25 protein-coding genes and 1 tRNA gene are annotated in these 25,563 nt (G+C 48.4%); 10 read left to right on the top strand and 16 right to left on the bottom strand.

The features are described from left to right. Positions 1-12: 12 nt before the first annotated feature. Together BOC67_RS15300 and BOC67_RS15295 are read left to right on the top strand one after the other, a co-directional pair. The gene (locus tag BOC67_RS15300) at positions 13-2,703 is read left to right on the top strand and encodes a PAAR-like protein (protein ID WP_291911457.1); all 2,691 of its coding nucleotides are present in this window, start codon (positions 13-15) and stop codon (positions 2,701-2,703) included. A gap of 197 nt (positions 2,704-2,900) precedes the next feature. Beyond that, on the top strand, positions 2,901-3,677 hold the full coding sequence (locus BOC67_RS15295) for a hypothetical protein (protein WP_291911456.1): 777 nt from the start codon (positions 2,901-2,903) through the stop codon (positions 3,675-3,677). A 209-nt stretch (positions 3,678-3,886) separates the two neighbouring features. Here the strand turns inward: BOC67_RS15295 and BOC67_RS15290 are convergent, their stop codons facing one another. The 3 genes from BOC67_RS15290 to BOC67_RS15280 form a co-directional block, all read right to left on the bottom strand. Next, entirely contained in the window at positions 3,887-4,432 is a 546-nt protein-coding gene (locus tag BOC67_RS15290) for a hypothetical protein (protein ID WP_291911455.1), read from the bottom strand. Between the two features lie 173 nt (positions 4,433-4,605). Continuing rightward, positions 4,606-4,845 carry a hypothetical protein gene (locus BOC67_RS15285; protein WP_291911454.1) on the bottom strand — a complete coding sequence of 80 codons (240 nt, stop codon included), beginning with the start codon at positions 4,843-4,845 and terminating at the stop codon, positions 4,606-4,608. Positions 4,846-4,878: 33 nt separating this feature from the next. Then, the gene (locus BOC67_RS15280; RefSeq protein ID WP_291911453.1) at positions 4,879-5,415 is read right to left on the bottom strand and encodes a DUF4142 domain-containing protein; all 537 of its coding nucleotides are present in this window, start codon (positions 5,413-5,415) and stop codon (positions 4,879-4,881) included. A gap of 147 nt (positions 5,416-5,562) precedes the next feature. On the opposite strand from BOC67_RS15280, the gene BOC67_RS15275 reads away from it, so the two are divergent. Next, positions 5,563-5,979 carry a hypothetical protein gene (locus BOC67_RS15275; RefSeq protein WP_291911452.1) on the top strand — a complete coding sequence of 139 codons (417 nt, stop codon included), beginning with the start codon at positions 5,563-5,565 and terminating at the stop codon, positions 5,977-5,979. Positions 5,980-6,087: 108 nt separating this feature from the next. On the opposite strand, the gene BOC67_RS15270 is transcribed toward BOC67_RS15275, so the two are convergent. The 11 genes from BOC67_RS15270 to BOC67_RS15220 form a co-directional block, all read right to left on the bottom strand. Then, positions 6,088-6,351 carry a hypothetical protein gene (locus tag BOC67_RS15270; RefSeq protein ID WP_291911451.1) on the bottom strand — a complete coding sequence of 88 codons (264 nt, stop codon included), beginning with the start codon at positions 6,349-6,351 and terminating at the stop codon, positions 6,088-6,090. 20 nt (positions 6,352-6,371) lie between these two features. Beyond that, the gene (locus BOC67_RS15265; RefSeq protein ID WP_291911450.1) at positions 6,372-7,190 is read right to left on the bottom strand and encodes a serine hydrolase; all 819 of its coding nucleotides are present in this window, start codon (positions 7,188-7,190) and stop codon (positions 6,372-6,374) included. A gap of 247 nt (positions 7,191-7,437) precedes the next feature. Further along, positions 7,438-8,460, bottom strand: coding sequence for a serine hydrolase (locus BOC67_RS15260; protein ID WP_291911449.1), 1,023 nt, complete (start codon positions 8,458-8,460; stop codon positions 7,438-7,440). Positions 8,461-8,803: 343 nt separating this feature from the next. Then, on the bottom strand, positions 8,804-9,229 hold the full coding sequence (locus tag BOC67_RS15255) for a hypothetical protein (protein WP_291911448.1): 426 nt from the start codon (positions 9,227-9,229) through the stop codon (positions 8,804-8,806). 331 nt (positions 9,230-9,560) lie between these two features. Continuing rightward, positions 9,561-10,040: a hypothetical protein gene (locus BOC67_RS15250; RefSeq protein WP_291911447.1), complete on the bottom strand. Its 480-nt coding sequence runs from the start codon at positions 10,038-10,040 to the stop codon at positions 9,561-9,563. 22 nt (positions 10,041-10,062) lie between these two features. Then, positions 10,063-10,446, bottom strand: a complete 384-nt coding sequence (locus BOC67_RS15245) for a hypothetical protein (RefSeq protein WP_291911446.1) — start codon at positions 10,444-10,446, stop codon at positions 10,063-10,065. Positions 10,447-11,198: 752 nt separating this feature from the next. Further along, positions 11,199-12,401 carry a site-specific integrase gene (locus BOC67_RS15240; RefSeq protein WP_291911445.1) on the bottom strand — a complete coding sequence of 401 codons (1,203 nt, stop codon included), beginning with the start codon at positions 12,399-12,401 and terminating at the stop codon, positions 11,199-11,201. A 256-nt stretch (positions 12,402-12,657) separates the two neighbouring features. Next, positions 12,658-12,744: transfer RNA gene (locus tag BOC67_RS15235), tRNA-Ser, on the bottom strand. Between the two features lie 87 nt (positions 12,745-12,831). After that, on the bottom strand, positions 12,832-13,524 hold the full coding sequence (aqpZ, locus tag BOC67_RS15230) for an aquaporin Z (RefSeq protein WP_291911444.1): 693 nt from the start codon (positions 13,522-13,524) through the stop codon (positions 12,832-12,834). Between the two features lie 153 nt (positions 13,525-13,677). Beyond that, a complete protein-coding gene (locus BOC67_RS15225; RefSeq protein WP_291911443.1) occupies positions 13,678-14,715 on the bottom strand; it encodes an asparaginase in 1,038 nt (345 codons plus the stop codon). Positions 14,716-14,759: 44 nt separating this feature from the next. After that, positions 14,760-15,530 (bottom strand): TatD family hydrolase, encoded by a 771-nt coding sequence (locus BOC67_RS15220; protein WP_291911442.1) that lies wholly within the window; start codon positions 15,528-15,530, stop codon positions 14,760-14,762. Positions 15,531-15,613: 83 nt separating this feature from the next. On the opposite strand from BOC67_RS15220, the gene BOC67_RS15215 reads away from it, so the two are divergent. Further along, positions 15,614-16,519: a hypothetical protein gene (locus BOC67_RS15215; RefSeq protein WP_291911441.1), complete on the top strand. Its 906-nt coding sequence runs from the start codon at positions 15,614-15,616 to the stop codon at positions 16,517-16,519. A 63-nt stretch (positions 16,520-16,582) separates the two neighbouring features. Here BOC67_RS15215 and BOC67_RS15210 read toward each other — a convergent pair whose 3' ends face one another. Beyond that, positions 16,583-17,203, bottom strand: coding sequence for a polysaccharide deacetylase family protein (locus tag BOC67_RS15210; protein ID WP_291911440.1), 621 nt, complete (start codon positions 17,201-17,203; stop codon positions 16,583-16,585). A gap of 135 nt (positions 17,204-17,338) precedes the next feature. On the opposite strand from BOC67_RS15210, the gene gltX reads away from it, so the two are divergent. After that, entirely contained in the window at positions 17,339-18,898 is a 1,560-nt protein-coding gene (gltX, locus tag BOC67_RS15205; protein WP_291911439.1) for a glutamate--tRNA ligase, read from the top strand. An 85-nt stretch (positions 18,899-18,983) separates the two neighbouring features. Here the strand turns inward: gltX and BOC67_RS15200 are convergent, their stop codons facing one another. Then, positions 18,984-20,657 carry a glutamine--tRNA ligase/YqeY domain fusion protein gene (locus BOC67_RS15200; protein ID WP_291911437.1) on the bottom strand — a complete coding sequence of 558 codons (1,674 nt, stop codon included), beginning with the start codon at positions 20,655-20,657 and terminating at the stop codon, positions 18,984-18,986. An 80-nt stretch (positions 20,658-20,737) separates the two neighbouring features. On the opposite strand from BOC67_RS15200, the gene BOC67_RS15195 reads away from it, so the two are divergent. The 5 genes from BOC67_RS15195 to BOC67_RS15175 all read left to right on the top strand — a co-directional run bounded on the left by BOC67_RS15195 (position 20,738) and on the right by BOC67_RS15175 (position 25,457). Next, a complete protein-coding gene (locus BOC67_RS15195; RefSeq protein ID WP_291911436.1) occupies positions 20,738-21,157 on the top strand; it encodes a cobalamin B12-binding domain-containing protein in 420 nt (139 codons plus the stop codon). Between the two features lie 90 nt (positions 21,158-21,247). Next, positions 21,248-22,090 carry a hypothetical protein gene (locus BOC67_RS15190; RefSeq protein ID WP_291911435.1) on the top strand — a complete coding sequence of 281 codons (843 nt, stop codon included), beginning with the start codon at positions 21,248-21,250 and terminating at the stop codon, positions 22,088-22,090. Between the two features lie 65 nt (positions 22,091-22,155). Continuing rightward, a complete protein-coding gene (locus BOC67_RS15185) occupies positions 22,156-22,932 on the top strand; it encodes an enoyl-CoA hydratase-related protein (protein ID WP_291911434.1) in 777 nt (258 codons plus the stop codon). 40 nt (positions 22,933-22,972) lie between these two features. Further along, a complete protein-coding gene (gene fumC, locus BOC67_RS15180) occupies positions 22,973-24,373 on the top strand; it encodes a class II fumarate hydratase (protein ID WP_291911433.1) in 1,401 nt (466 codons plus the stop codon). Positions 24,374-24,461: 88 nt separating this feature from the next. After that, positions 24,462-25,457: a 2-hydroxyacid dehydrogenase gene (locus tag BOC67_RS15175; protein ID WP_291911432.1), complete on the top strand. Its 996-nt coding sequence runs from the start codon at positions 24,462-24,464 to the stop codon at positions 25,455-25,457. The last annotated feature ends 106 nt before the right edge of the window (positions 25,458-25,563 follow it).

Here is a 25,563-nt window from a genome sequence, read left to right as displayed (position 1 = left end):
AAATGCCATATCATGCATGTTGTTAACCAACCATTGCACCTCGTATGCGAAGGCGCTATGTGTACCTGTTCCCAGGCGCTGAACCCCGCGCCGGTGGCATTGCAGGTGCCGGGTAAGAAGAAGCTCTATTTGCAACACAGCGGCGGCAAGCCGGTAGCTACTACGGCCGGTATTAACAGCGCAGCGCTGAACTTCAGGATGTGTAAAATTCCAGATCCGAAGAATCCGACGCCCTGCACGCCGGTGCTGCAGTGGAAAGATGCTTATGAAAATATTACCCTGGCGGGGAATGTGCATCCGTTGACGGAGAGGAGTAGTGCGGTTTGTAGTAGAGGGGGGAGCGTTAGGGTGGTAAGGCATGGGCAGGCGGAGGGAGGAAAGGAGAGGTTGATGTCAGGAGATGCGGGTGGTGGGGATAAAAGGAATTTGAGTGGGGAGATGGTATCCGGGGGGACGGGTGTTGAGGGGGGGGAGGGAAATGCTGTAACGGATGATAAGCAGTTACCCGTAGGGGCGCCTACCCCCTCCCCGGTTATGCGCTACGCCCACTGGCAGGATGACACACAGCAGCTAAAAGCCGTAACGGGCTGGCATGAAATATCCTATCTCAAATTGCTCCTGGAAGATGCGGAAGGGTTGATGTTGGAGATCACAATAGTTGCTACGGATAGTGAGCGGCAACAGTTTTCCACATTATCCGGAGCCGCGACTTATACTGTTGCGAACGGGGAAGTACTGATACCTTTCCGCGCGCATCCAAAAGAGGCCAGGCTCAAAGATGGTGATCTTATCTACGCAAGGGTGCGGTGTAACAGCCCTGTTAAAAATTTACGCTCCCTGTATCCGGCGCGGCCGCTGCTGTTCCGGGACGCTGCCCGGATCCGCGAAGTTAGGTTTACCCGCAACAATAACCCAGTCATCACGGCGCGTTATGGGGATACCCTCACCTGCAAAATTATAGCGCAGAATATGTGCCGGCGTAAGATAGACGTACAGATCAAACGATTGGAAAAAAGGAATGGTCATGACTTCGAACAGTTAGACACCGTGATGTACAGTAATACTTTCCAGGTGAACGATCACGGCTATGTCCAGTTCGATTTCACTATTGACAAAGCATGGGAAGAGCAGTACGAGGAAAAAGTGCAGCGGTTTTATGCGGCGATAAAAACTGACAACTGGCTTAGCTGGTGGCAAACTGTGAGCGCATTTCCCGTTATTGCTCCACTGGCAAAGAAGAGCGTGAGCCCGGCCTTGATAGATACTGCTACCAAATCCTACAAAAAGACCATCTGCAGCGCCTGCGGAGAACCTGTGACCATGGAGCAGATACGCAAAATGTGCGTGGATGCCCGTGGAACCCCGTTTTTGAAGGACGACCGGATTATCAGGGAGGCATTGCCTTTCCTGAATCAATACCGCCATGAATTCCGGTTGGATACCTGTTGCCGCAAAGCGCACTTCCTGGCGCAGCTGGCGACAGAAACGAGGTTCGCCAGCCTGGAAGAGAATTTCAATTACAGGGCCTCAGTGCTGGTGAAAAAGTTCCGGCGCTTCCGCCAGGGGAAGGGGCGTTTCAATGCCACGCAGTGGGGGCGTCCGGAAACGAGCGATGTGCCGGTGTCCTCCGAAAATCAACAGCATATTGCCAATTGGGCTTATGCAAGGATTAATGGTAATGGAGATTACGAAAGTAAAGATGGTTACCGGTATAAAGGCCGGGGATTTATACAGCTGACCGGCAGGGGAAATTACAAAGAGGCGTCCCGGTTGTTCAATAAGTGGATCACGGACCGGAAGGTGGACTGGGAAGCGCATCCGGAGGCTATATCCGCAAAGCCGGTGGATGCCATGGCGGCCGCTATGATCTTTTGGCGTTCGCATAGTCTTTTCCTCCGTGCAGAATTTGCGGATGATTATGCAGTGGAAAGTGTGAGCAGGCCTATTAATGCGGCGCTGGATAATATTGTGGAGAGGAAGCGGTTTTTCAGGGAGGCTGTGGAGGCGTTTGGGGTGAAGGCATGCAGGCATTATAATCAGCGGAAGTGGCAGGAACCGGTGACGGATACGGTAGTGGTGGTGAGTGGGAAGGCGGAGGGGGTTGGAGGGAGTAGGTATGTTAGGAAAGGCAAGAAGGTTGGAGAGCGTGAAGCCTGGCCAGTGTATCAAACGACAGTCTTCAGGCGATTATCATTGGAATTGTATAAGCAGCTTTCCCGTCAAAACGCTTTGCCAGCACCTGATTATGTCACTTTTCTTACACGTGATGGGCATGGGGAAGATTACGGCCGGCACGCTGACGAGCGTTATGGAAGTATGAACGAGTGCCCTCCGGGAGAATATTACCTAAACAGAGGAATAGAAGGCCAGAAGTATAACATGTATGTTTCTGACACGCCAGGTTCAGGCAGCGCGGTCATTAACGGCCCTAATGGTCAGCGTAGCGGGATAGCTATTCACGGAGGTTGGCCAATTGGAAGCATCGGCTGTTTAACAACGCATACAAATGGTTATAAGCCTGGACAGAATCCACTGGTGCAGGAGTTGCATGCTAATATACCGGAGTTGGACAAAGCGGTACAGGATGAGGGTGTTAGGCATGTGCGGTTGATTATTGAACCGCGGGAGGTTGACAGTGAGAAGTGGGGTGACCCTGAGTTGGGTACAACCAAGTGGACGGGCAAATTGCCCCACGTTCACTAAGTTTTTTTGGAATAAACCTTTTAAATATTAATACGTTTTTACCGAGTGCCGGTTGAAGTTTGCTGAAGGTTTCAATAACCAGTTATTAATTATTAATCCCAATCAAAATGACCAGAGTAATTACTTCTTACCTAATCCTGTTTACATGTGTTATGAATCTTACTTATGGCCAAGGAAGGAAAATAAATGAGCCCGACTTGCAAAAACTAAAAAAAGGAATGACACTCCGTGGCTATTCCTTTCCTGACTCAACTACCTTTTTCAACAAAGTCAGGGATATTTTCGGAATTGACCTGCGTAAAAACAACGCGGCACTGGTTAAGTTGGACTCCTCTCCGGAGCCCTCTCCTACATTGTGGGCAGTCCGGAATGGATGTTTATTAATTCACCAGGAGGAGCTGGGTCTTATTTACGCTACTTATGATGATAAGCATCGGATTGTAGACATTCCGCTCGAAGAATGGGATCCGGAGAGATTCAAACAGCTCGTCGCCCTCAACAAACTCCTCATCTACTCCGACGCCTCCCAGCTAAAACCCGTCGACCACTATTACCCCGAACTCCTCACCTCCCTCCTGCAGGATTTCGGCTATACCGGCAACCCTGCTATCACCAAAATGAAAATCACTGCCATCAGTGACATGGAAGACGGGCGACGAACATTTCTGCAATACTGCTACGGCTGGCTTGCCGGTAAAAATGTAGTAGGCGTACGTACCAACGTCCTCGATGCCATGCTAAAATACAACCCTGACGTATTTATTCATACCGGCTGGGCCATACGGGAATTAAAGCTCACAAAAACTCCCGCCAAGCCACTCGCACAGCTGTTGGACGCTGCAATAAGAGCCGGCATTACAGGCTTTGCGGAAGAGCTTTGCACGGCAGATAAAAAGCTGATGAATGAAATCAGGAAGAATAATGCTTATGGTTTGAGAGCGTTGCAGGAATATATGCATAGTTCATGTCCATAGAGGAATGTTGATATTAGTGCAGGATGATATTTCGTGCCCGGGTACATCGATCCATTAACTAAATCAATCAACTCTACGGAGGGAAGAGACTGATATATTTATAATTTGGGTAATTACATTATAAGGATGATTACTTTATAATTTGGGTAACTACATTATAAGGGTGATTACTTTGCAATTGGGTTCTCCCCCCCCAGTCACCTCCACCACTAAAACACAATCCCCCCGCTTATCACACTCACATTCGGCTTATCATCCGGAAACGATACCTCCGTGTCATTCGCCATAAATTTCGGGAACTTATACACATATCCCCTGTAAGTGTACGATGCAAACACCCCTACCTTGCCAATTAAAAAAGAAACACCGGCGCCTGCGCCCCAGAAATATTTCCCCGTTTTCTGATAGTTGGTCACCTGGGCGTTATTATTACCGTCAGTGTAGTGATATTGGTACGTTACGCGGTAGTTGTTGTAGCCAAATTGCCCATTTATGAAGGGCTCCACCTTATTCACAGGGTATTTCACCCTGAGGTCGGCAAAGGTAGGAATCATCAGGTTGCCGTTGTAGCCGGTCAGCTCTACCCCGAGGCCTGCGGCCAGGAAAGGGTTAAAGCCGTAATCGTACAGGATGCCGCCGCCAAAGTTATGGCCGTGCCGCATCAGGTAAGCATAGCCGCGACTATTCGTTTTCCATTGGGATACCGCCATCAGCGGCAGCAACATATAAACCAGTATAATTAATCTTTTCATCATTTTCAGCCTTTTTAAAAGCGACTGCTACCTTAAAAAACAAACATTTCGCAAAAGAGTTGAGCGCTGCAAATCCACAAAAAAAATGCAGCAGTGTACTTTATTCCACTGCTGCATCGCCTTCCCATGTAACCAGCATGTTGCCAGTAGTACATTGCTACCTCACAAATCTGCCATTAATCGTGTCCGGAGGTCTTTACGATCTTATTGTAAATACCGAATAAGAGGAACGGCGCCGCCCACTGACCGATAAACAGGCTCGCATGCTTCTTGCCGAGGCATTGCAGCGTCAGGGAAACTCCCATCGCGCCTACCGCTGCCCATAAATAACAGTCGCTTGGTATTTTCGCTGTTTTGTCCTCAATGGCCTTCGCCACTGGTCCTTCCTGGTGTTCGTTTTTTAAGATGTTTTCCATAATCATACTGTTTTAAATGAATTAATAAGCAGTTTACGGCCTCAGCAATGCAGCTATACTGTCTGCCGAAGCTTTGTGCATCTTGATCTTAGGCAGTATTTTCACTGCATAAGCTTTCACGGAAGCATGACTGCCAGCGTCTATTTCGTGTTGGTAAAGTGTGATGGCTTCGTTGTGATCCTTTATCTGGGATTGTATATAAGCAGTGTCAAAGCTGTAACCGCTTAGCCCCTGCAGGCGCAGCTTTAGGGCGATGTGGGCGGAATCTGCATCCGTGGGTATATTGGTACTCACGCTGTTTGCTATTTTCGACAGTTCATCGTAGGCAGCGTTGTGATCCATAACCATCATACTGCCAAACCAACGGATGGAGGAATCACGGCCCTGCTGCGCCGCCACTGTTCCCACCATTGCCTCATTCTTATTGCCGGCGGCCGCCTTGGTCATAAAATCAATGTCAATGATGCTCAGGCCGTTTCCAGGCACAACATCGTCGTCATCATTGCTACAGGCAGAAAATACTAAAGCAATAGTAAGGATACTTAACATCGTTTTTTGCAAGCGTTTCATAAGCTGATTTTTTGTGAGTGTTGTTTTAGAAAAAACGATCGGTAAAACCATGCCGGATAATAATGCAGAGTCCTTTACCACAGGCAGAATCCGGCAGATCAATGGCACAATTCGTGGATGCCTTACAGTAAGTAAAATTGTTGGATTATGAAAAGGACTATCAATAGCACGACACACGCAACGGCTGACTATATGATGGGCGTGATGGTGGCCGCTGCGCCATGGATCGTTTTGTATAACCACGATTACCTGGCCACGCTCATTTCAGTAGGCTATGCGGCCCTGGTATTGATCATGACCTTCTTTACAAGATTTGAAGGAGGGTTTGTTCGGATCATTCCATATAAAGTCCACCTGGGGATTGATATGATAGCCGGCATTGCGTTTATCCTGCTGCCATGGCTGTTGGGGCTCAGCCGCGCCGCTACGTGGACGATGACCATACTCGGAGCCGCAGCCGTATTAATCACTATGGCTTCCGAAAAAAGAGCCTATAAAGGCTTTGAAGAACCATACTATAAACCGCAAACACCGGAAGGTGATACATTGATAACTAAACATTGATATATGCTCATACCTTTCATTGCACTCATAGTCGTAATAATTGGGGTCATTGTGTACCTGGTCATGCAGGGCAACCGTAAAACCAAGGACGAGGGGAATCGCTGACCGCTACTGCTTTTCGGAGAGAAACAAATCCTGCTGTGGCCATGAGGTTTTATTGTTGTTCACCGCCTTCCAAAGCAGGCCGTCCAGGTCGTTGAAGAAAGCTTTATCCGTACGGGTGTTACGGAGTATAACCCAGTTAAAACCTTTGGCAGTACGCACAATTTCGCTGGCAGTGCCGGGCAGGGAACCGGCATGCCACCAGTTGTTATAGATGTTTACTGCCCATCCGCAGGCATATCCTGTATTGGCAGTGGAACCGGTAGTCATTTCCCGGATCGATTCCCTGTTCAGGATATCGGTAACATCTCCATAACCATCATAACCACTAACAAACGCGCAAGGTCAACCACATCTGCAATCCATCCGCCATGCGCGTCCATCCGTGAAATATTGTGTATATACGGCTTTTCGCCGTTTTGCCCATAATAGGTTACTTCATTGGTTTTCTTTTGGGAGATGGTATTGCCGCCAATCTGCATGTGCTCAATACCGGCCGGCCGAAGCACGTGCTTACGCACGTAATCTTCATGCCCTGTTCCGCTTACTTTTTCTATAATCCTTCCCAGCAGGCAATAGCCAAAGTTGGAATACATATACATTTCACCGGGTGCATACCTCAAGCTATCCTCCCGGAGTATCCGTTTGATCAGGCTATCCTTATCCAGGTGCGGATAGCGGAACATAGGATCCCGGCCATCATTCGGCCATCCGCCGGAAGTATGCTGCAGGAGCTGCTTTACGGTGATTTTGTACAGGTTGGGATTAGCGTTGGGAGGCGTATAGCTGTTACCAAGAATACCCTCTTTCCCAAACACCGTTTGATTGATATTCAGCTTCCCTTCATCCACAAGTTTAAATATAGCCGTTGCCGTTATAGTCTTGGATACGCTGGCAATCCGGAATAAACTGTGGGGTGTTACTTTTTCCTTAGAGGCAGTATCGGCGTAACCGTACCCTTTTGCATATACGAGCTTGCCATGATAGGTAATAGCCACGGCCATTCCGGGCACATGGTATTGCTGCATGAATGCCCGCACAGGATGATCTACCTGCGGGATGGGCTGGATAAATGACAACAGCGATAACAGCAACTGGCAGAAATACATAAGGATTGTTTTATTTAGACTTACCGGTTATCATTCCAAGTCCCGCTTATTACCATGAAGCAAGCATGAAATGGTCCGTTACATCTGCGTCTCCCTATTGACAACCATCAAAACAATACCACCAATAAGGCATTTACACCCTCAAGTTACCGCTACTCCGCCATATCCCCAAAGCATCCCCCGGCCATCCCATAAAGCGGGAAATCCGGACAGTGAACTGCCGGATTCCACACATCATCAGGGTTAACTATTTTTGTTTCCTCAATGTTCGCAGCGCCATTCCGGCGATGTCCTGTGCAACTTTAGTCGGCGAGTTGCAGTCGCAATTGCTGAGTGCTAATACATAGATATCTTCACCGGGTATATACACCCCCATGCTTTTATACCCGAAAATACTGCCGCCATGTTCCCGGTCTGGCGTTCCGTTGATGTCCCTGATATGCCAGCCGTAGCCATAGCTTATGGGCGTCCCGTTATTCAGCTGATAGGCCCTGAAAGCCTTCTCTGATTCTTCCTTATTCAACAGGAGGTTCGTATTGAGTGCATGCTGCCATTTGAGCATATCTTTTAGGTTAGACATTAATGCCCCGGACGCATAGGGTACACTGTAGCTGATCACCGTTTTATTGACGTATTCCGGGCCTTTTTTATGGTAGCCGTATGCCCTGTTGGTAATTACCTTCCGGTCGCTGCAATAGTAGGAGTCCGTCATGCCGGCTTTCTCAAAGATGCGTTTGGCGATGAAGTGCTCAAACGTCTCCCCGCTTACCAGCTCAATGATATATCCCAACAGCACATACCCGGAATTATTGTAGTCAAACTTTTCTCCCGGTGCAAAATCACAAGGTTCATCCTTGAAAAAGTCCACCATCATTTTCGGAGTCAATTCCCGGTTGGCAATAGTGGAAATCGTCTTCATCTTTGTAAAATCCCTGATGCCTGAAGTATGCGTCAGCAGGTGGTGGATGGTAATATGGTTGCCGTTCGGGTAATCCGGTATATAGGCAGATATAGGGTCAGTTGTTTTCAGCTTCCCCTCCTGTTCCAGCATCAGCACTGCGACAGCGGTGAATTGCTTGGTCATGGACCCCAGCTGGAAAACGTGTTCCGGCCGCAGGTCTACCTGTAGTTCCAGGTTGGCTTTTCCTGCGCTTTTCTGGTAGATGACCTTCCCTTTATGTGCGATCATAAACACCCCTCCGGGGCCGGTGGGATCGCTAAAAACGGTGGAAATAATACTGTCCGCCTGATGGGCCAGTTGTTGCCCCATTAAGGGTCTGCAAACAAGGGAACAGGTTAACAAAAAGAGTAAAACAGGCAGTTTTCTTGGCATTTGGGCGATTTTTTATAGCTGATATGCTATAAAGAAACAGGAAGCATATAAAAGTTGCATGGGATATCCTTAAAACAAAAAGCCCCTGCATCTTTCGATACAAGGGCTTAAAGCTTGCGGAAGAGAAGGGATTCGAACCCTTTTCTGAAAAGCCCTACAGTATTGTTTCTCCGAGAGGATAAGTAAAAATGTCTGCGTAATTGTTAGCGTTTCAGTGCTGCACGGTGAAAAAGTGTTTTTGTGTAGTAACGGAATTATTCCATCTGTGTGGGCGAAATTATCATGATGGGTATAGTTGATTGAATACTGCTCGCAGGGCTTTACTGTTGAACCAACCTAAGTACTGTAAATCGTAGATTCCCCACCATGAACAGCCATAATGCCTGAAGACAGGTTCTCCCTGATCGATCAGACTTTCACCTAACCAGTAAGGAATGAGCCACCACGCATAAATGGTACGTGTATAGCTGCCAGCATTTTCGTAGCACTCATGTAAGGCCCTGTTTTTGTATCCAAGACTATTATATTTCCTGTCGAAAATGGTAGAACCCATGGAAACTTCCCCTTCGGGAAGATTTACCGTAAAAACTTCAGTATTATACATCAGCTCCTGAATATCGATTTTTTTTTCGTTGGCAATCAGAACACTTACGATTTCCGTCTGTTCATGTAAAACACAGCTTTTTACGAATTCTGCAAATTTCATTTTGCGACGTTTTGAAATTTAAATGAAAAAGCCCCTAACACACATGGTTATTTTTTAACCAACGCAGTTAAGGGCTACAGAATGCTATATTAACGTACTGTGTTAAAATTAGAATGGTGGTACGTTTGGACGTGATACACGGCCTCTTGTGTACCTTCCTCTCAGAGAATGTGTAATTTTTTTCTTCTTCATTTTTCTGGTTTTACTGTTATTAATTGCATCGATGGCATGCTACCCCTTCGGGGCAACACCGTTGCGTAGCAAACCCTATGGGGTGATGATGTGGGGTCGTTTTATTCGTTTTGCATATTCGTTTTGTTGGGTTTAGCGATCAGAGATCATCAAGTGATACTTTTTTAATTATATCATCCCAACTATCATATTTGGAATATTGCCTCAATCGTTCATGAAGAAGAATGATGCCTCCGATATATGGCGCTAATGCTCTAACTTCTATGCTTTGGCCTTTGGGGTCTGTAATTTTCATCAGAGGGAAAGTAATGTTGAACGGTTTACTATTACTACATACCGTCTGTAGATATACAGCCCTCCATTTCTTTTCTGTTATTACAAACTGTTGATTTTGTCGATCAACAATTTTTAAATCCAGTTTTGCATTTCCATGAGTGTATGTCCCTGCTGAATATCCGCTGCCACCGGAATATTTCATTGGTACATGGATGTTTTCTTCTTCTTGAATAACGATATAAAGTATGTCTGTAACTAAGGATGCCTCTTCAAATGACGAACACTCTTTCCTTGATAAATCAGGCAACACTGCGAAGTGTGTGATATTTTTTTGCGCATTCATATGCATTAAAATATTAGTACTGTTAATAATTTTCAGATTTCACCTGCTCAATAACGAAAACCATCTTTCCCGGAGGATCGAATCTTTTCAGTTTGATTGTGTAGAATTTCCCTTTTATCCGCGCCGTCCAGAGTTCTTTATTTTGACATGTAGCGTACCTGCTGCGTGTTAATATCCATGCGTCCAAATCGATATAGGAATAAGACATAATCATCGTTATTGAGGAATAACCATAGTGGTCAAAGCCCACTATGAAAGCAGCTTTCTCCCGTTTGTTTTTCCACGTCGGTACTTTTGTTTCATCATCGGAATATGTTTTTTTTATTTCAAAAATACCATCTTTATTCGTTTGTTTTATTACTTCTGCTTCTTCCAGTCCCAGTTGAAATTGTGCAGATACGTTCACCGAGATGAACTTTGTACAAAAGATAGCGAATATTTTCTTTTCATGGAGAGGATTTTAATTTCATTAAATAGCACCTTCGTATATCCTTGTTACACAAAGGAAACGCAGTAATTTCGGGCATTTGAAGTGATTTTAGTGAGTATAACCGTAACTTGTTCAAATAGAATGTTTTAATTTCATTTTGATACTTTTATTATATTCTTTGCTGCCCTTATTCGGCAACTTTTCAGTCTTAGTTTTCCACACCTGTTGAAAATTAAATTGCGTCAACTGCATATATCTTCGTAATTTAAATTATGATGAATCTCTTATCCGGACAGTGTCTTGCCTGACCTGAGGATGATAAAAGTACCTGCGAAATACAGGCTCACACTACCACGAAAATAAATGATATGACGTAGTGCCAGTGGCTCTAGGCATCTCATGTCTGGAGGTGCAACACTCCTGAGTATTGGAGCAGGGCTGTAGTAACACAGTCAATCAAAACGTTTATGGGAACTGTTTTTGAGCGTGTGTTCGTCACATGTTTTTTAGGGAATAATCAGGAGGGTAAAATATCTTAATCAGGTTCCCGCAGTTTACAAATGAACCTCCGAGAGAGGAAAAAATATTGTGAGAATTGAAACTCTTTTCAGAGTATTCCTGAGTTATTCTTTCGTAATATCCTGTGGTGTTAACTTTCATCGTATTATTACTTCCTCTCAGAGAAAGTAATAATCAGGGGAGCAATTTTCATTACTACCCCTGAAAATTTACTTCACTGATAATTTTTCCTGCAACATTAACATATCATTGCTGATCTTCGTATCAACCACTTTCGCATAAATCTGCGTTGTTTTCAGGTTGGTATGGCCCAGCATTTTGCTGACTGTTTCGATGGGTACACCGTTACTTAGCGTTACGGTTGTAGCAAAAGTATGGCGTGCCAGATGGAAAGTTAACTTCTTCGTTATTTTACAGATGTCTGCAATCTCCTTCAGGTAAGCGTTTAGCTTCTGGTTGGAAATGACGGGCAATAACCTGTTCTTTTCATCTGGAACATATTTGTCCAGGATCAACTGCGACTGATGTAACAACGGTACGGTAATACGTACACCTGTTTTTTTTCTGCTGCTGTTGATCCACAGCTTACCATCCACCCCACGGATAATACTATCAGTGGTTAAGCTGGCAACATCTGCATAAGCTAAACCCGTGTAGCAGGAGAAAAGAAAAATATCTCTCACCGTTGCCAGTCTCCTGTTAACTATTTCCTTATCTCTGAGAGCGTGAATTTCGTCGAGTGATAAAAATCCTCTGGCTGTTTCTTTCTTCGTGCATTTGAAACTCCTGAACGGGTTTAACTGAAGCCAACCGAAAGTTACTGACATGTTCATGATCTTTTTCAATAGCTGAATGTAGCTAACCACAGGGTTATGGCTAATACTATCTACCGTTTTCAGGTAGGTTTCGAAGTTGACGATAAAACGGTGATCCAGTTCTTTCAGGAAAATATCTTTCCTTTTGTACTGATGGTGAATAAACTGTGTTACTTTTTTGCGAAGCGTTTCGTATTTGGTAACGGTCGCTTTACTGGTTTCAATGCCCAGCTTCTTTTTCAGGTCGTCGTTATGAACCTGAAGTGCTTCAATTAAGGTGCGTACTTCTCCTGTATCTCCCTTTATTCGGGTTTTAATCAGATCGATGGATACAGGGATATCTTTTTCGGTACAATCGTTAAAAACAGCCAACACTTTGTTTTTGAGCTGTTGTAACTGTTTGTTCAGTTCCCTGTGTTCTGGGCAACTTTCACGAATCGTATTTTTCTGATCGTTCCAATATTTTTCAATAACGGTAATGCCTGTATGTATTTGCCCTTCTCCGGTGGGTAGGAAAATACGTAGGTAGACTGGCGTTCCTTTCTTTCCTCTGCGTGATTTATACAGAAAAAAAGAAAGCCTAATATTTATGCGCATGGTTGCAAATTTGTGTGCAGCACTGAAAATTGACAATAAAGCAGATAATATGTAATAGTTTGATATTCAGCTTATAAGAGTATGTTTTTATGCTAGCGTAAAAAACATCCTACGAGAGCGGAAATGATAGCGTGAAATATCGAAAACACGTAGAAATTACTTACTGTATCTCAGAGAGGAAAAGCGTAGAACGCAGTACAGTAGCGGCTATAAACAAAAAGCCCCCAAGTCTTTCGACCTGAGAGCTTAAAGCTTGCGGAAGAGAAGGGATTCGAACCCTTGATAGGCTTTCACCTATACACACTTTCCAGGCGTGCCAGTTCAACCACTCCTGCACTCTTCCGTGATTAACTTTGAACTAAATCGGAATGGTTGTTTTTCCGATCAGGGTTGCAAAGATAATCCTTTCATTTAAATTTCCAAGAATTTTTTATTTATTATCGTAAAGCTTCCAGATTCCGCCGCCGATAAGCCCGCCCACAATGGGTCCTACGATGAATACCCAGAGGTTGGCCAGCGCCTCGCCGCCTACAAAAATAGCCGGTCCGATGCTACGGGCAGGGTTCACGGATACGCCTGTTACCGGGATACCCACGATGTGAATCATGGTCAGCGCCAAACCAATAGCCACGCCGGCAAAGCCGCCGTTAGCGGTGTTTTTGCTGGTACTGCCATGTACTACAATCAGGAAAATCGTGGTCAGCACCACTTCGGCAAGCAGCCCCGTTCCCAGGGAATATTTGTCCGGAGAGCCATCGCCGACGCCGTTTTGCCCCAGGCCATTGGCCGCCAGGGAATAGTCCGCCTTGCCCTGCGCTATCATCAGCAATATGCCGGATGCCAGTATAGCCCCCAAAATCTGCGCGATGATATAGGCTACCGCGTCTTTACCCGAAATCTTTCCGAAGGCCAGCATGCTGATGGTAATGGCCGGGTTAATATGACAACCTGAAATAAACCCGATGGCATAGACCATCGCCAGTACGGAAATCCCAAAAGCAAAGGCAATACCGAGGAAGCCTACATGGCCGCCGGCCAGCACAGCACTGCCGGTACCAATAAAAACCAGCACAAAGGTGCCAAAAAACTCAGCAATAGCTTTTTGTGAAAGAGTAGCATTCATAGAGCAATCGTTTAGAGGTTAGTAAAATCTTGCGGGGTATAGAGGAATTAAAAAATGCTATATAAATATATCGCAAATTGCTGAGATCATAAAAAAACGGGAAGCCCTACTAACCGGCTTCCCGTTTCGCAGCAGCTAACTGCTACCCATACACTAATATATTTCCGTCAACGTCAGCTCTCCGCGGAGCGGCGTTTCCATCATTGCTTTGCTTTCTTCCAGCGTAAGGCCCTGGCCCAGTACGAACATGAGCTTGGTCACCGCCGCTTCAAACGTAAGGTCATGGCCACTTACCACGCCCAGGTCTTTCAGGTGCTGACTGGTTTCGTATTTCCCCAGCTCCACGCTGCCACCATCGCACTGCGTAATATCCAGGATCAATGCACCGTTGTCGGCTACACGCTTCAGGCAATCTGTAAACCAGGATTGAGTCGTGGTGTTGCCACTACCAAATGTTTCAAGGATAACGCCTTTCAGGCCCGGTATGTTGAGCGTGGCTTCCACCGCTTTGCGGGTAATGCCCGGAAAGAGTTTCAACACCGTGATGTTTGTTTCCAGCTCCTTATGCACCTTCAGCGGGGCCGTAGGATTCGGCAGGATGGCCTGCGTCTTGTACTTGATATCAATCCCTGCTTCCGCCAGGATAGGATAATTCATGGTGTAGAAAGCCTCGAATTTCTCCGCATTGTACTTCTTGGAACGGTTACCTCTGAACAAGGAGAAGTCGAAGTAAATACATACTTCCGGTACCATCGCAATGTTGCTGCCATTGTGTTTACTGCAGGCAATCTCCATTGCCGTGATGATGTTCTCTTTAGCGTCGGTACGGATCTTCCCGATAGGGAGTTGGGAGCCGGTAAGGATAACAGGCTTGGATAAGTTTTCCAGCATGAAGCTGAGCGCTGAAGCGGTGAAGGCCATGGTATCGGAGCCATGGAGTATCACAAACCCATCATAGCGGTCATATCTGTCTTCGATGATGCTGGCCAGTTCTACCCATATCTCTGGTTGCATGTCGGAGGAGTCAATGGGAGGATTGAAAGCATAGACGTAAAAGTCTATTCCCATCCTGTAAAGCTCAGGTAAATTGTTCCTTATCTCATTGAATCCTATCGGGCGAAGCGCTTTGGTCTTATCGTCATAGATCATTCCAACTGTTCCACCCGTGTAAATAATCAGAATTTTACTCATTGTGCGTAGTCTGCCAGTTGCATGCAAAGTTATCCTTAAAATGGTTAGAGCATTTTGAATAATTTAAGGGCATTACTGCTTGTAATGGCGGCTACATCTTCGATTTTTAGATTTTTTACATCTGCCACCTTTTCACCGATCAGTGGAATGTAACTGCTTTCATTGCGTTTGCCCCGGTAGGGTACCGGCGCCAGGTAAGGTGCGTCCGTTTCCAGGACGATCTGCTGTAAGTCAAGCTGCTCCACTATCTTATCCAATCCCGACTTCTTAAACGTCACCACGCCGCCGATGCCCAGGTAAAAGCCCAGGTCAATGATCTCCCTGGCTTCTTCCAGCGTGCCGCTGAAGCAATGGAATACCCCCGTCAAATCCCCGTTCTGCAAGGCTTTCACTTCGTCTATGCACTCCCGGGTGGACTCCCGGCTATGGATCGCTACCGGCAGCTTATGCTCCCTGGCCAGCAGCAACTGCTCCTGGAAAGCCTGGTATTGCTGGGTGAGGTACGTCTTGTCCCAGTAAAAATCCAGCCCTATCTCTCCGATAGCCTTAAAGGAATGCTGTTGCAACCAGGCTTTTACCAGCTCCAGCTGCGGGCCTACCTCCTCCTTTACATAACAGGGGTGTATGCCGATCATGGGGAAGCAATGCTCCGGATAAGCCTTTTCCAGCTCCAGCATGCCTGTGATGGAATCCTCGTCTATATTGGGCAGAAACAGCCTGTTCACCCCGTGCGACAATGCGCGGCCAATCATTTCGTGCCGGTCGGCGTCAAATTCCGCTGAATACAGGTGCGCATGGGTGTCTATCCAAAACATAATATTTATTTTAATATAAAATCCTATCTTTAGGTGGTACAAAGTTACAGCCAGAAAAACCTAATTGCTAAAAATCTATAACTATGAAAAGCTATTTCTGCACAAACCGTGTGCTGGCGTGGACGTTCACCGGAATTGCCATAACAGCGCTCTTCTTCGCCTGTAAAAAGGATGCTGCCAAAAATACTGATCCGGTAGTAGCGGAGCAAAGTGACAAACAAGTGATGGCCGGCGCAGCCTACCAGGCAGAGGTAGATCTCTATTACAGCGATATTTTTGACGCAGTGGCCGAAGGCGCTGCACAGCAGATTCCTGACCCTTCCGCACGGCGCTCCGGCGGCGATGCCAGCCTGCTCACCACTACCTCCTGCCCCGCGGTGTCAGTGGAAGGCGCGCTCACCTGGCCGATTACCGTAAACATCGATTTCGGCACCTCCTGCTCCAATAACCTGAACAACCGCGTCCGTGGCGGGAAGATAACGGCCGTATTCAGCGGCTACCTCACCACGCCGGGTACTACCGTGAAAGTGACGTTAACCAACTTCACTATCAATGGCAAGCCTGTAACCGGCAATATCCTGTACACGGTGACCGGCTATACGAAAGACGCGAAGGGCGGCATCTCCTTCACCCAAAAAATTACGGATGGTACCGTACAGCTCAACGATAGTATCACCGCGGTGTACAACCATACCAAAACCGTGAAGCAAACCAACGGCGGCAACACCATCGGCAATCCCGGCGATGATGAATATGATACGGAAGGTACCGGCACACTTGTGTACAAGCATAAAAACGGTACCAGCGTGACCATCGCACTGTCTACCCCCGTAAAACTGCATACCTCCTGGAACTGCCAGTACATCAGGTCCGGCCAGTTAAAGCTGGTAACGGAAATGGTATCCGGGGTGATCGATTATGGAGCGGGAGATTGTGATAACAAGGCTACCGTTACAGTGGGCGATAAAGTGAAAGAAATTACCCTGTAAGTTGTTTAAAATTTTTTTATGGGGAGAAGGCGCAGCTGTACCATCAGCGCGCCTTCCGTTATTTTACAAAGCCCGCAGCTCGTACTGCCGTTTTTTACAAAATTCCAGTACCCGCGGTAAGGCATAACTCATACGGTCCCAGGCTTTGGTACTGTCGTGAAACACCACTATGGAGCCGGGTTTTAGCTTGAATACCACGTTCTGCACACAGGCTTCTCCGTTGATGTCCAGGTCAAAATCCCCGCTGAGAATGTCCCACATGATGATTTTAGCGCCGGGTATCTGCTTCTTCAACATCCTGATCTGGAAAGGTGTTATCCTTCCATATGGCGGCCGAAACAGGCTGCTCTGGATATATTCGCGGGCAAGCAGTACATTTTCGATATATTTATCCGTGCCGGTTTTCCAGCCGTTGAGGTGGTTGTGGGTGTGGTTGCCCACGGAATGCCCTTCTTCCAGGATACGCTGGTAAATAGCCGGTTGCTCAATTACATTTTTGCCGATGCAGAAGAAAGTAGCTTTGGCATCATACTTCTTCAGCTGGTCCAGTACAAAGGGCGTTGCTTCGGGGTGAGGGCCGTCATCGAAAGTGAGATAAACGGCGTTGGTGCCGGCAGGCATATTCCAGATACAACTGCTGTAGACGGCCTTCAGTATAGCGGGTGTTTTTGTCAGATAGAACATGGATCCGGCAGCTTTTAACACGCTACCCGCTGCAATATACTTAATGTCCTATTTCTCCTCCGCAGGATTAAAAAATTTTAATCCGGCCGGGATTAATGCTGGAAGCCATAGCCTAAACCCTTAACTTTGTCGATTATGAATAACAGGAAAGTAAGAGTGCGTTTTGCGCCCAGTCCCACTGGTGGCTTACACCTCGGCGGTGTGCGCACCGTATTGTTCAACTACTTATTTGCAAAGCATCACAAAGGAGAATTTGTGCTGCGTATCGAAGATACAGACCAGACCCGTTATGTGCCTGGTGCGGAGGAATACATCAATGAATGCCTTCGCTGGTGCGGCCTCGAGCCGGACGAAAGCCCTGAAAAAGGCGGTCCGTACGAGCCTTACCGCCAGAGCGAACGTAAAGCATTATACCGCCAGTACGCTGAACAGCTGGTGGCTGCAGGTCACGCCTACTACGCTTTTGATACCCCGGAAGAACTGGATGCCTTCCGCGAGAAATATAAATCTCCGGAAAATCCTTCTCCACAGTACGATCACAGGACCCGCTCCAAAATGAGGAACTCCCTCAATATGACGGACGCGGAGCTGAAAGCACTGCTGGACGCGCAAACGCCGCATGTGATCCGCATCAAAATGCCGGAAAATGAAACGCTCGTCTTCAACGATATGATCCGGGGAGAAGTAAGCTTCAACACCGGCCTCGTAGATGATAAAGTACTCCTGAAAGCAGACGGTATGCCTACCTACCACCTCGCCGTGGTAGTGGATGACTACCTCATGAAAATTACCCACGCCTTCCGCGGGGAAGAATGGTTGCCTTCCGCTCCCGTGCATATCCTCCTCTGGAAATACCTGGGCTGGGAATCAGAGATGCCGGAATGGGCGCACCTGCCGCTGATCCTCAAGCCGGATGGCAATGGTAAGCTCAGCAAGCGCGATGGGGACCGCCTCGGCTTCCCCGTGTATGCCATGAACTGGAAAGATCCCAAAACGCAGGAACTCACCAAAGGCTTCCGCGAACTGGGCTTCCTGCCGGAAGCATTTATCAACATGCTGGTAATGCTCGGCTGGAACGATGGTACCGAACAGGAAATCTTCTCCATGGAAGAGCTGATAGAGAAATTCTCCATGGACCGTGTGCATAAATCAGGCGCTAAATTCGACTTCGAAAAAGCCAAATGGTTCAACCACCAGTACATTCATCATAAGGATAACCAAAGCCTGGCCACCCTCCTGCAGCCTATGCTGGCAGAAAAGGACGTTCATGCGGACCTCGGTTTTATCGCTACCGTAGCCGGCCTCGTAAAAGAGCGCCTCTACGTGCTGTCCGAATTCTGGGACCACAGCTTCTTCTTCTTCCAGCGGCCTTCCACACACGATACCGGCGCCGTTGCGCCAAAGTGGAACGCCGACAAGGAAAAGTTCTTCACCACCTGGCTGCCTAAGCTGGATAAGCTGCCTAAGCAGCCTTCTGCGGCTGACCTGGAAGCCAGCTTCAAGGAACTGGCTACGGAAATGGGCATCAAGGTAGGCGAGCTGCAACTGCCTTTCCGCATCATGCTCACCGGCGGCAAGTTCGGCCCTCCGGTGTTTGACATCGCTGCCACGCTCGGCGTTACTGAAACCCAAAAGCGTATAGCCATTGGCGTGGATGTTTACAAAAAAGCGGTGGAAGCGGCCAGCCAGTCTTAATCACACGCATTTTTAAATTTGTACATAAAAAAATGGTGTCACCGTCCGGTGGCACCATTTTTTTTATTTTTAGGGAGAAAATTTACTATTTCGCCGCTTTAGCGGACTCCTTAGCCCAGGCATCTTTCAGGGTCACGGTCCGGTTAAACACTGGCTTCCCAGGGGTAGAGTCCGGGTCAACGCTGAAATAACCCTTACGCATAAACTGAAACCTGTCGCCCGGTTTAGCCTGCAACAAGCCCGGTTCCACGTACGCGTTTTCAATCACCTGCAGGGAGTCCTTGTTGATGAAGGATTTGAAGTCGCCTTCCTCAGCGCCCGGATTTTCTACAGTAAACAGGCGGTCGTACAACCGTACTTCGGCGGCTACTGCATGCGCTGCGCTCACCCAGTGGATGGTGCCTTTTACGGTAAGCCCGGATGAGTCGCCACCGCTCTTGCTTTCCGGCAGATAAGTCGCATAGATGGTAGTGATGTTGCCATCCGCATCTTTCTCCACACCTTCCCCTTTAATGATATAGGCGTTTTTCAGGCGCACCATCATGCCAGGGCCGAGGCGGAAGTATTTTTTCGGAGGGTTCTCCATGAAGTCTTCCCGCTCGATGTAAAGCGTATTGCTGAACGGCAGCTTGCGGCTACCGCTGTTGGGATCTTCCGGGTTGTTCTCTGCTTCCAGCTCTTCCACTTGTCCTTCCGGGTAGTTGGTGATCACCAGTTTCACAGGGTCCAGCACAGCCATGGCGCGGTTGGCGGTTTTGTTCAGCTCCTCGCGGATGCAGAACTCCAGCAGGCTGTATTCAATCACGTTATCCCGTTTCTGCACGCCCACCCGCTCGCAGAGGTTGCGGATGCTGGCGGCTGTGTAGCCGCGGCGGCGCAAGCCACTGATCGTAGGCATACGGGGGTCGTCCCAGCCGGCCACGTGTTTTTCCTCCACCAGTTGTTTGAGCTTACGTTTGCTCATCACCGTGTAGTTCAGGTTCAGGCGCGCAAATTCGTACTGGTGGCTGGGGTAGATGTCCAGCTCCTTGATAAACCAGTCGTACAGCGGGCGGTGAGGAATGAACTCCAGGGTACAGATGGAGTGGGTAATATTCTCAATGCTGTCACTCTGGCCATGCGCAAAGTCGTACATCGGGTAAATGCACCATTTATCGCCGGTACGGTGGTGATGCGCGTGCTTGATGCGGTACATCAGCGGGTCGCGCATGTGCATGTTGGGCGAAGCCATATCTATTTTAGCACGGAGGGTTTTTTCCCCGTCTTTGAACTCACCTTTACGCATACGCTCAAACAGGTCGAGGTTTTCCTCCACGGAGCGGCTTCTGCAGGGGCTGTTTACGCCCGGGGTGGTAGGGGTGCCTTTCATGGCGGCAATTTCCTCGGCCGTAGCGTCTTCCACATATGCCAGGCCTTTTTTGATCAGCTTCACGGCAAATTCGTACAGCTGCTCAAAGTAATCGGAGGCATAGAGTTCTTTTTCCCAGGTAAAGCCCAGCCATTTGATGTCCTCCCGGATGGAATCCACGTATTCGGTATCTTCCGTAACCGGGTTGGTGTCATCAAAACGGAGGTTGGTAGCGCCATTGTATTTTTGTGCCAGGCCGAAGTTCAATACGATGGACTTGGCATGACCTATATGCAGGTAGCCGTTCGGTTCCGGCGGGAAGCGTGTGAGTACGCGTCCTCCTGTTGATCCGTTGGCCAGATCTTCTTCTACGATTTGTTCTATGAAATTGAGTGACCTTTCTTCGCTCATAATGTATATAAATGTGTCTGCAAATGTAAGGAATAGTGGGAAGGTTTTCCTTACCTTTAGGAACTTAATCGATAATAGGTATGGTCAACCCGTTGAATCGTCCCGTGCGTGTATTGGTAGCCAAAGTGGGCCTTGATGGCCATGACAGGGGCGCGAAAGTAATTGCGGCGGCCCTCAGGGACGCCGGTATGGAAGTTATTTACACTGGCCTCCGCCAGACCCCCGAAATGGTGGTAAATGCAGCCCTCCAGGAAGATGTGGACGCCATTGGGGTGAGTATCCTCTCAGGCGCCCATATGACCGTTTTTCCACGTCTGATAGCCCTGATGAAAGAAAATAATATGAACGATGTACTGCTGACAGGCGGCGGTATTATTCCCGAAGCAGATATGAAAGCATTACAGGAAATGGGCGTCGGTGCGCTGTTCCCGCCAGGTACCAGTACCCAGGACATTGCCGCTTATATCGGCGATTGGGTGGCATCTCACAGAAATTTCTAATATTTTTATCTTGTAGCCGTAACTTTTCAATTGGTGGGTCGTCTTTTGGGTAGAAATCATCCAATTACCTAATATAACAACCGCCATTTTATGAGCTCTAAATCTATCACGCTATTTGTTTTGCTGCTGATTGCAGCCATCAGCCCGGCTTTTGCCCAGGAATCCGATTCTGCCACTGTAAGTAAATCCGCTGTAGACACGACTGATTCAAAAAAAGAAGCGATTTTCAGTATTATCTTCGGTAGATACCCTAAATCCCGTACCGGCATCTACAGAACCAACGGCGGCGATGGAGCCCTGCTGTCGTTTGCACAGGTAAAGGATAATGGCGCCCACGTACCCATGGTGCCGCGCTTTACCTTCTTCTTCAACGTTGGAACCAATGTGAACAAGGATTTTGGCCGTAACTTCGGGATCTTCTCCGGCCTCAACATCAAAAATATCGGTATCATCACCAAACCGGCAGATGGCCTGAAGCTGAAACAGCGCGTGTACACCCTCGGCGTGCCCCTGGGCTTCAAAGTAGGGGACGTTCACCGCGGCACCTGGTTCTTCTTCGCCGGCGCTGAGTGCGACCTGGCCTTCAACTACAAGGAAAAACGCTTCGAAAACGGCGATAAAGTGGATAAATTCAACGAATGGTTCTCCGACCGTACACCGCTCCTGATGCCTTCCGTTTTCGCCGGTATGCGCTTCGCTCCAGGCTTCGGGCTGAAAGTACAGTACTATCCGCAGAACTTCTTCAATCAGGATTTTACCATGAAGGATAAGCTTACCGGCAACAACGTTAAGCCGTATCAAAACCTCGATGCCAAGCTACTTTTCGTGACCCTCAGCTACAGCTTCAATACACATCTCTACAAACATGCCCACAAAAAAAGCAACTACGTGCGCTTTAAGAGCGGCAATGCCAAGATGGAAATCGAATACTAGGAAAAATCCGGTTCAGGGCGGATCAAACAAATTGCTTAATATTGAATACACTAAAACTACGGTTCATGTATCAAACTATAAGCACACAACTGGAGAATAGTACACTTATTATTACCATCAACCGCCCGGACAAAATGAATGCACTGAACCAGACGGTGATGGCTGAGCTGGCACTGGCTATAGACGAGGTATATAGCAACGCTGCCATCAAAAGCGCCATCATCACCGGTGCAGGCGAAAAAGCCTTCGTGGCCGGCGCCGATATATCCGAATTTCTCAAATTATCGCCTAAAGAGGGTGAAGAACTGGCTAAAAAAGGCCATGTCATCTTCCACAGGATAGAAAATAGTCCCAAGCCCATCATCGCCGCAGTAAACGGCTTCGCCCTCGGCGGCGGATGCGAGCTGGCCATGGCCTGCCACTTCCGCCTCGCCAGCGAAAATGCCCGCTTTGGCCAGCCGGAGGTCAACCTGGGCCTGATCCCCGGCTATGGCGGTACCCAGCGTCTGACGCAGCTCATCGGCAAAGGAAAAGCCATAGAACTGATGATGACCGGCGATATGATCGACGCCGCCGAAGCCCTGCAATGGGGGCTGGTCAACCACGTAACCCCGCTGGCGGAACTGCTGCCCAAAGCCAAAAGCCTGCTGGAAAAGATCCACGCCAAAGCCCCGCTGGCCGTTGCCCGGGTCGTAAAATGCGCCAATGCCGCACTGGATAAGGATGTGGACGGGTTTGAAACCGAAGTGAAGGAGTTTGCGGCCTGCTTCGCCACCAAAGACCTCCAGGAAGGGGCCAGCGCCTTTGTGGAGAAAAGACGTCCGAATTTCAAAGGCGAATAATCCTGAAATAGCTACTTTTGTAGCCTTAAAAGTTTACGCTATGGAATTCAGAATAGAGAAAGACACAATGGGCGAGGTGAAAGTGCCTGCAAATGCTTATTATGGCGCTCAGACACAGCGCTCCATTGAAAATTTCAAAATTGCACAGGACATCAACAAGATGCCTAAGGAAATAATCAAGGCTTTTGCTTACCTGAAAAAAGCAGCAGCCATGACCAACTTCCAGGCAGGAGTACTGTCACAGGAAAAAAGTGACCTCATCGGCCGCGTTTGCGACGAAATCCTGGAAGGTAAACTGGACAACGAATTCCCGCTCGTAGTATGGCAAACCGGTTCCGGTACCCAGTCCAATATGAACGTCAACGAAGTGGTAGCCTACCGCGGCCACGTGCTGCACGGCGGCCAGCTGACCGATAAAGAAAAATTCCTGCATCCAAACGATGACGTGAATAAATCACAGTCCTCCAACGATACCTTCCCTACCGCGATGCACATCGCCGCTTACAAGATCCTCGTGGAAACCACCATCCCGGGCATCAAAAAGCTCCGCGATACCCTGCACCAGAAAGCGGAAGCCTTCAAACATATCGTAAAAATCGGCCGTACCCACTTCATGGACGCTACCCCGCTCACCCTGGGCCAGGAAATCAGCGGCTATGTATCCCAGCTGGATCACGGGCTGAAAGCCATCAACAATACCCTGCCTCACCTGAGCGAACTCGCCCTGGGCGGTACTGCCGTAGGTACAGGTATCAATACGCCTAAAGGCTACTCTGAAAACGTAGCTAAAAATATCGCCGCATTAACCGGCCTGCCGTTCATCACCGCTGAAAACAAATTCGAGGCCCTCGCCGCGCACGACGCTATCGTGGAAGCGCATGGCGCCCTGAAAACCGTTGCCGTAAGCCTGATGAAAATCGCGAACGACATCCGGATGCTGAGCTCCGGCCCGCGCGCTGGAATCGGCGAAATCCACATCCCGGACAATGAACCAGGTTCTTCCATCATGCCGGGTAAAGTGAACCCAACCCAGTGCGAAGCGCTCACCATGATCGCGGCACAGGTACTGGGCAACGATGTGGCCATCAACATCGGCGGCGCTACCGGCCACTTTGAGCTGAACGTGTTCAAACCGGTGATGATCTATAACTTCCTGCACTCCGCACGCCTCATCGGCGACGGCTGCGTAAGCTTCAACGATAAATGCGCCGAAGGCATCGAACCTATCGAAGCAAATATCAAAAAGCACGTGGAAAACTCCCTCATGCTCGTTACAGCGCTCAACACCAAAATTGGTTACTACAAAGCCGCTGAAATCGCGCAGAAAGCCCACAAAGAAGGTACTACACTGAAAGAAATGGCAGTGAAACTGGGTTATGTAACCCCTGCTGAATTCGACGAGTGGGTAGTGCCTGCACACATGGTAGGCGAAATCAAATAAGAGATAAATTTATCTGTTGCAGAACGGCGCTCCGGTCCACCGGAGCGCCGTTCTTTTAGTATATTGCTGTTAACCAATCCCAACGGCCATGCATATCCTGTTCTACAGCGCACAACCCTACGATGTAAAGTACTTCACCGCTGCCAACGAAAAATACGGGTACCACCTCCGCTTCCTGGAATACCCGCTCAATGCGGATAACACCGCCCTCGTGAAACCCGGGGAAACCGTAGTCTGCGCCTTTGTGAACGATCGCCTGGACGCGCCCATCCTCCGCCAACTGTACGATAAAGGCATCCGGCTCATTGCCCTGCGGGCTGCCGGCTTTAACAACGTGGACCTGAAAGCAGCCGCCAGCCTGCAAATGCCGGTAGTGCGCGTACCGGCTTACTCGCCCCACGCCGTGGCCGAGCATACCGTGGCCCTCCTGCTGGGCCTCAACCGGAAAATATACAAAGCGTATAACCGTATCCGTGATAATAACTTTACGCTTAACGGCCTGGAAGGGTTCGATCTCTACGGGAAAACCGTAGGGGTAATTGGCACCGGGAACATCGGCGCCATATTCTGCCGCATAATGCTGGGCTTTGGTTGCAGGGTGATTGCATATGATATGCATGAAGACCCCCGGCTTAAAGCAGCCGGCGTATCGTATGCCTCCGCCGATGCCGTATTCGAACAGGCAGATATTATATCTCTCCACTGCCCCCTAACCCCCGCAACCCAACACCTGGTCAATGCCGGTACGATTGCGAAAATGAAGCAGGGCGTGTTCCTGCTCAACACCAGCCGGGGTGGACTGATTGATACCCCGGCAGTAGTGGACGCGCTGAAGAGCGGGCATATAGGCGCACTCGCCATCGACGTGTATGAACAGGAAGAGCATTTGTTTTTCCATGACCTCTCCGGCGCCATCATCCAGGATGATGTATGGTCCCGGCTGATCACCTTTCCCAACGTGGTCATCACCTCCCACCAGGGCTTCTTTACGCATGAAGCGCTCACGCAGATTGCGGAAACAACGCTGCATAATATCGCCTGCTTCGAAAAAGGATTACCGTCGGAGAACCAGGTTACCTTATAAAAAAGGCCGGAACCTGTGAAGTGAACCCAAAAGTTTGGACGGCTTTTTTGATTAAGCGGCTTGAGTTCGGTATTGTACTGGACTCAAGCCGTTCAGTTTTAATTTG

Origin of the sequence: Chitinophaga sp. CB10, assembly GCA_001870995.2 — a bacterium.
Classification (GTDB): Bacteria; Bacteroidota; Bacteroidia; order Chitinophagales; family Chitinophagaceae; genus Chitinophaga.
This window is presented reverse-complemented; position numbering and strand designations above follow the sequence as displayed.

Bases quoted from the DNA above. Each gene is read 5' to 3' on its own strand.
- BOC67_RS15200 (WP_291911437.1), bottom strand. From the start codon at position 20,657: ATGAGCGAAGAAAGGTCACTCAATTTCATAGAACAAATCGTAGAAGAA.
- gltX (WP_291911439.1), top strand. From the start codon at position 17,339: ATGAATAACAGGAAAGTAAGAGTGCGTTTTGCGCCCAGTCCCACTGGT.
- BOC67_RS15250 (WP_291911447.1), bottom strand. From the start codon at position 10,040: ATGAATGCGCAAAAAAATATCACACACTTCGCAGTGTTGCCTGATTTA.
- aqpZ (WP_291911444.1), bottom strand. From the start codon at position 13,524: ATGAATGCTACTCTTTCACAAAAAGCTATTGCTGAGTTTTTTGGCACC.
- BOC67_RS15255 (WP_291911448.1), bottom strand. From the start codon at position 9,229: ATGAAATTTGCAGAATTCGTAAAAAGCTGTGTTTTACATGAACAGACG.
- BOC67_RS15190 (WP_291911435.1), top strand. From the start codon at position 21,248: ATGAGCTCTAAATCTATCACGCTATTTGTTTTGCTGCTGATTGCAGCC.
- BOC67_RS15265 (WP_291911450.1), bottom strand. From the start codon at position 7,190: ATGTATTTCTGCCAGTTGCTGTTATCGCTGTTGTCATTTATCCAGCCC.
- BOC67_RS15175 (WP_291911432.1), top strand. From the start codon at position 24,462: ATGCATATCCTGTTCTACAGCGCACAACCCTACGATGTAAAGTACTTC.
- BOC67_RS15280 (WP_291911453.1), bottom strand. From the start codon at position 5,415: ATGAAACGCTTGCAAAAAACGATGTTAAGTATCCTTACTATTGCTTTA.
- BOC67_RS15210 (WP_291911440.1), bottom strand. From the start codon at position 17,203: ATGTTCTATCTGACAAAAACACCCGCTATACTGAAGGCCGTCTACAGC.
- fumC (WP_291911433.1), top strand. From the start codon at position 22,973: ATGGAATTCAGAATAGAGAAAGACACAATGGGCGAGGTGAAAGTGCCT.
- BOC67_RS15260 (WP_291911449.1), bottom strand. From the start codon at position 8,460: ATGGGGCAACAACTGGCCCATCAGGCGGACAGTATTATTTCCACCGTT.
- BOC67_RS15300 (WP_291911457.1), top strand. From the start codon at position 13: ATGCATGTTGTTAACCAACCATTGCACCTCGTATGCGAAGGCGCTATG.
- BOC67_RS15240 (WP_291911445.1), bottom strand. From the start codon at position 12,401: ATGCGCATAAATATTAGGCTTTCTTTTTTTCTGTATAAATCACGCAGA.
- BOC67_RS15290 (WP_291911455.1), bottom strand. From the start codon at position 4,432: ATGATGAAAAGATTAATTATACTGGTTTATATGTTGCTGCCGCTGATG.
- BOC67_RS15220 (WP_291911442.1), bottom strand. From the start codon at position 15,530: ATGTTTTGGATAGACACCCATGCGCACCTGTATTCAGCGGAATTTGAC.
- BOC67_RS15195 (WP_291911436.1), top strand. From the start codon at position 20,738: ATGGTCAACCCGTTGAATCGTCCCGTGCGTGTATTGGTAGCCAAAGTG.
- BOC67_RS15270 (WP_291911451.1), bottom strand. From the start codon at position 6,351: ATGACTACCGGTTCCACTGCCAATACAGGATATGCCTGCGGATGGGCA.
- BOC67_RS15215 (WP_291911441.1), top strand. From the start codon at position 15,614: ATGAAAAGCTATTTCTGCACAAACCGTGTGCTGGCGTGGACGTTCACC.
- BOC67_RS15225 (WP_291911443.1), bottom strand. From the start codon at position 14,715: ATGAGTAAAATTCTGATTATTTACACGGGTGGAACAGTTGGAATGATC.
- BOC67_RS15285 (WP_291911454.1), bottom strand. From the start codon at position 4,845: ATGGAAAACATCTTAAAAAACGAACACCAGGAAGGACCAGTGGCGAAG.
- BOC67_RS15275 (WP_291911452.1), top strand. From the start codon at position 5,563: ATGAAAAGGACTATCAATAGCACGACACACGCAACGGCTGACTATATG.
- BOC67_RS15185 (WP_291911434.1), top strand. From the start codon at position 22,156: ATGTATCAAACTATAAGCACACAACTGGAGAATAGTACACTTATTATT.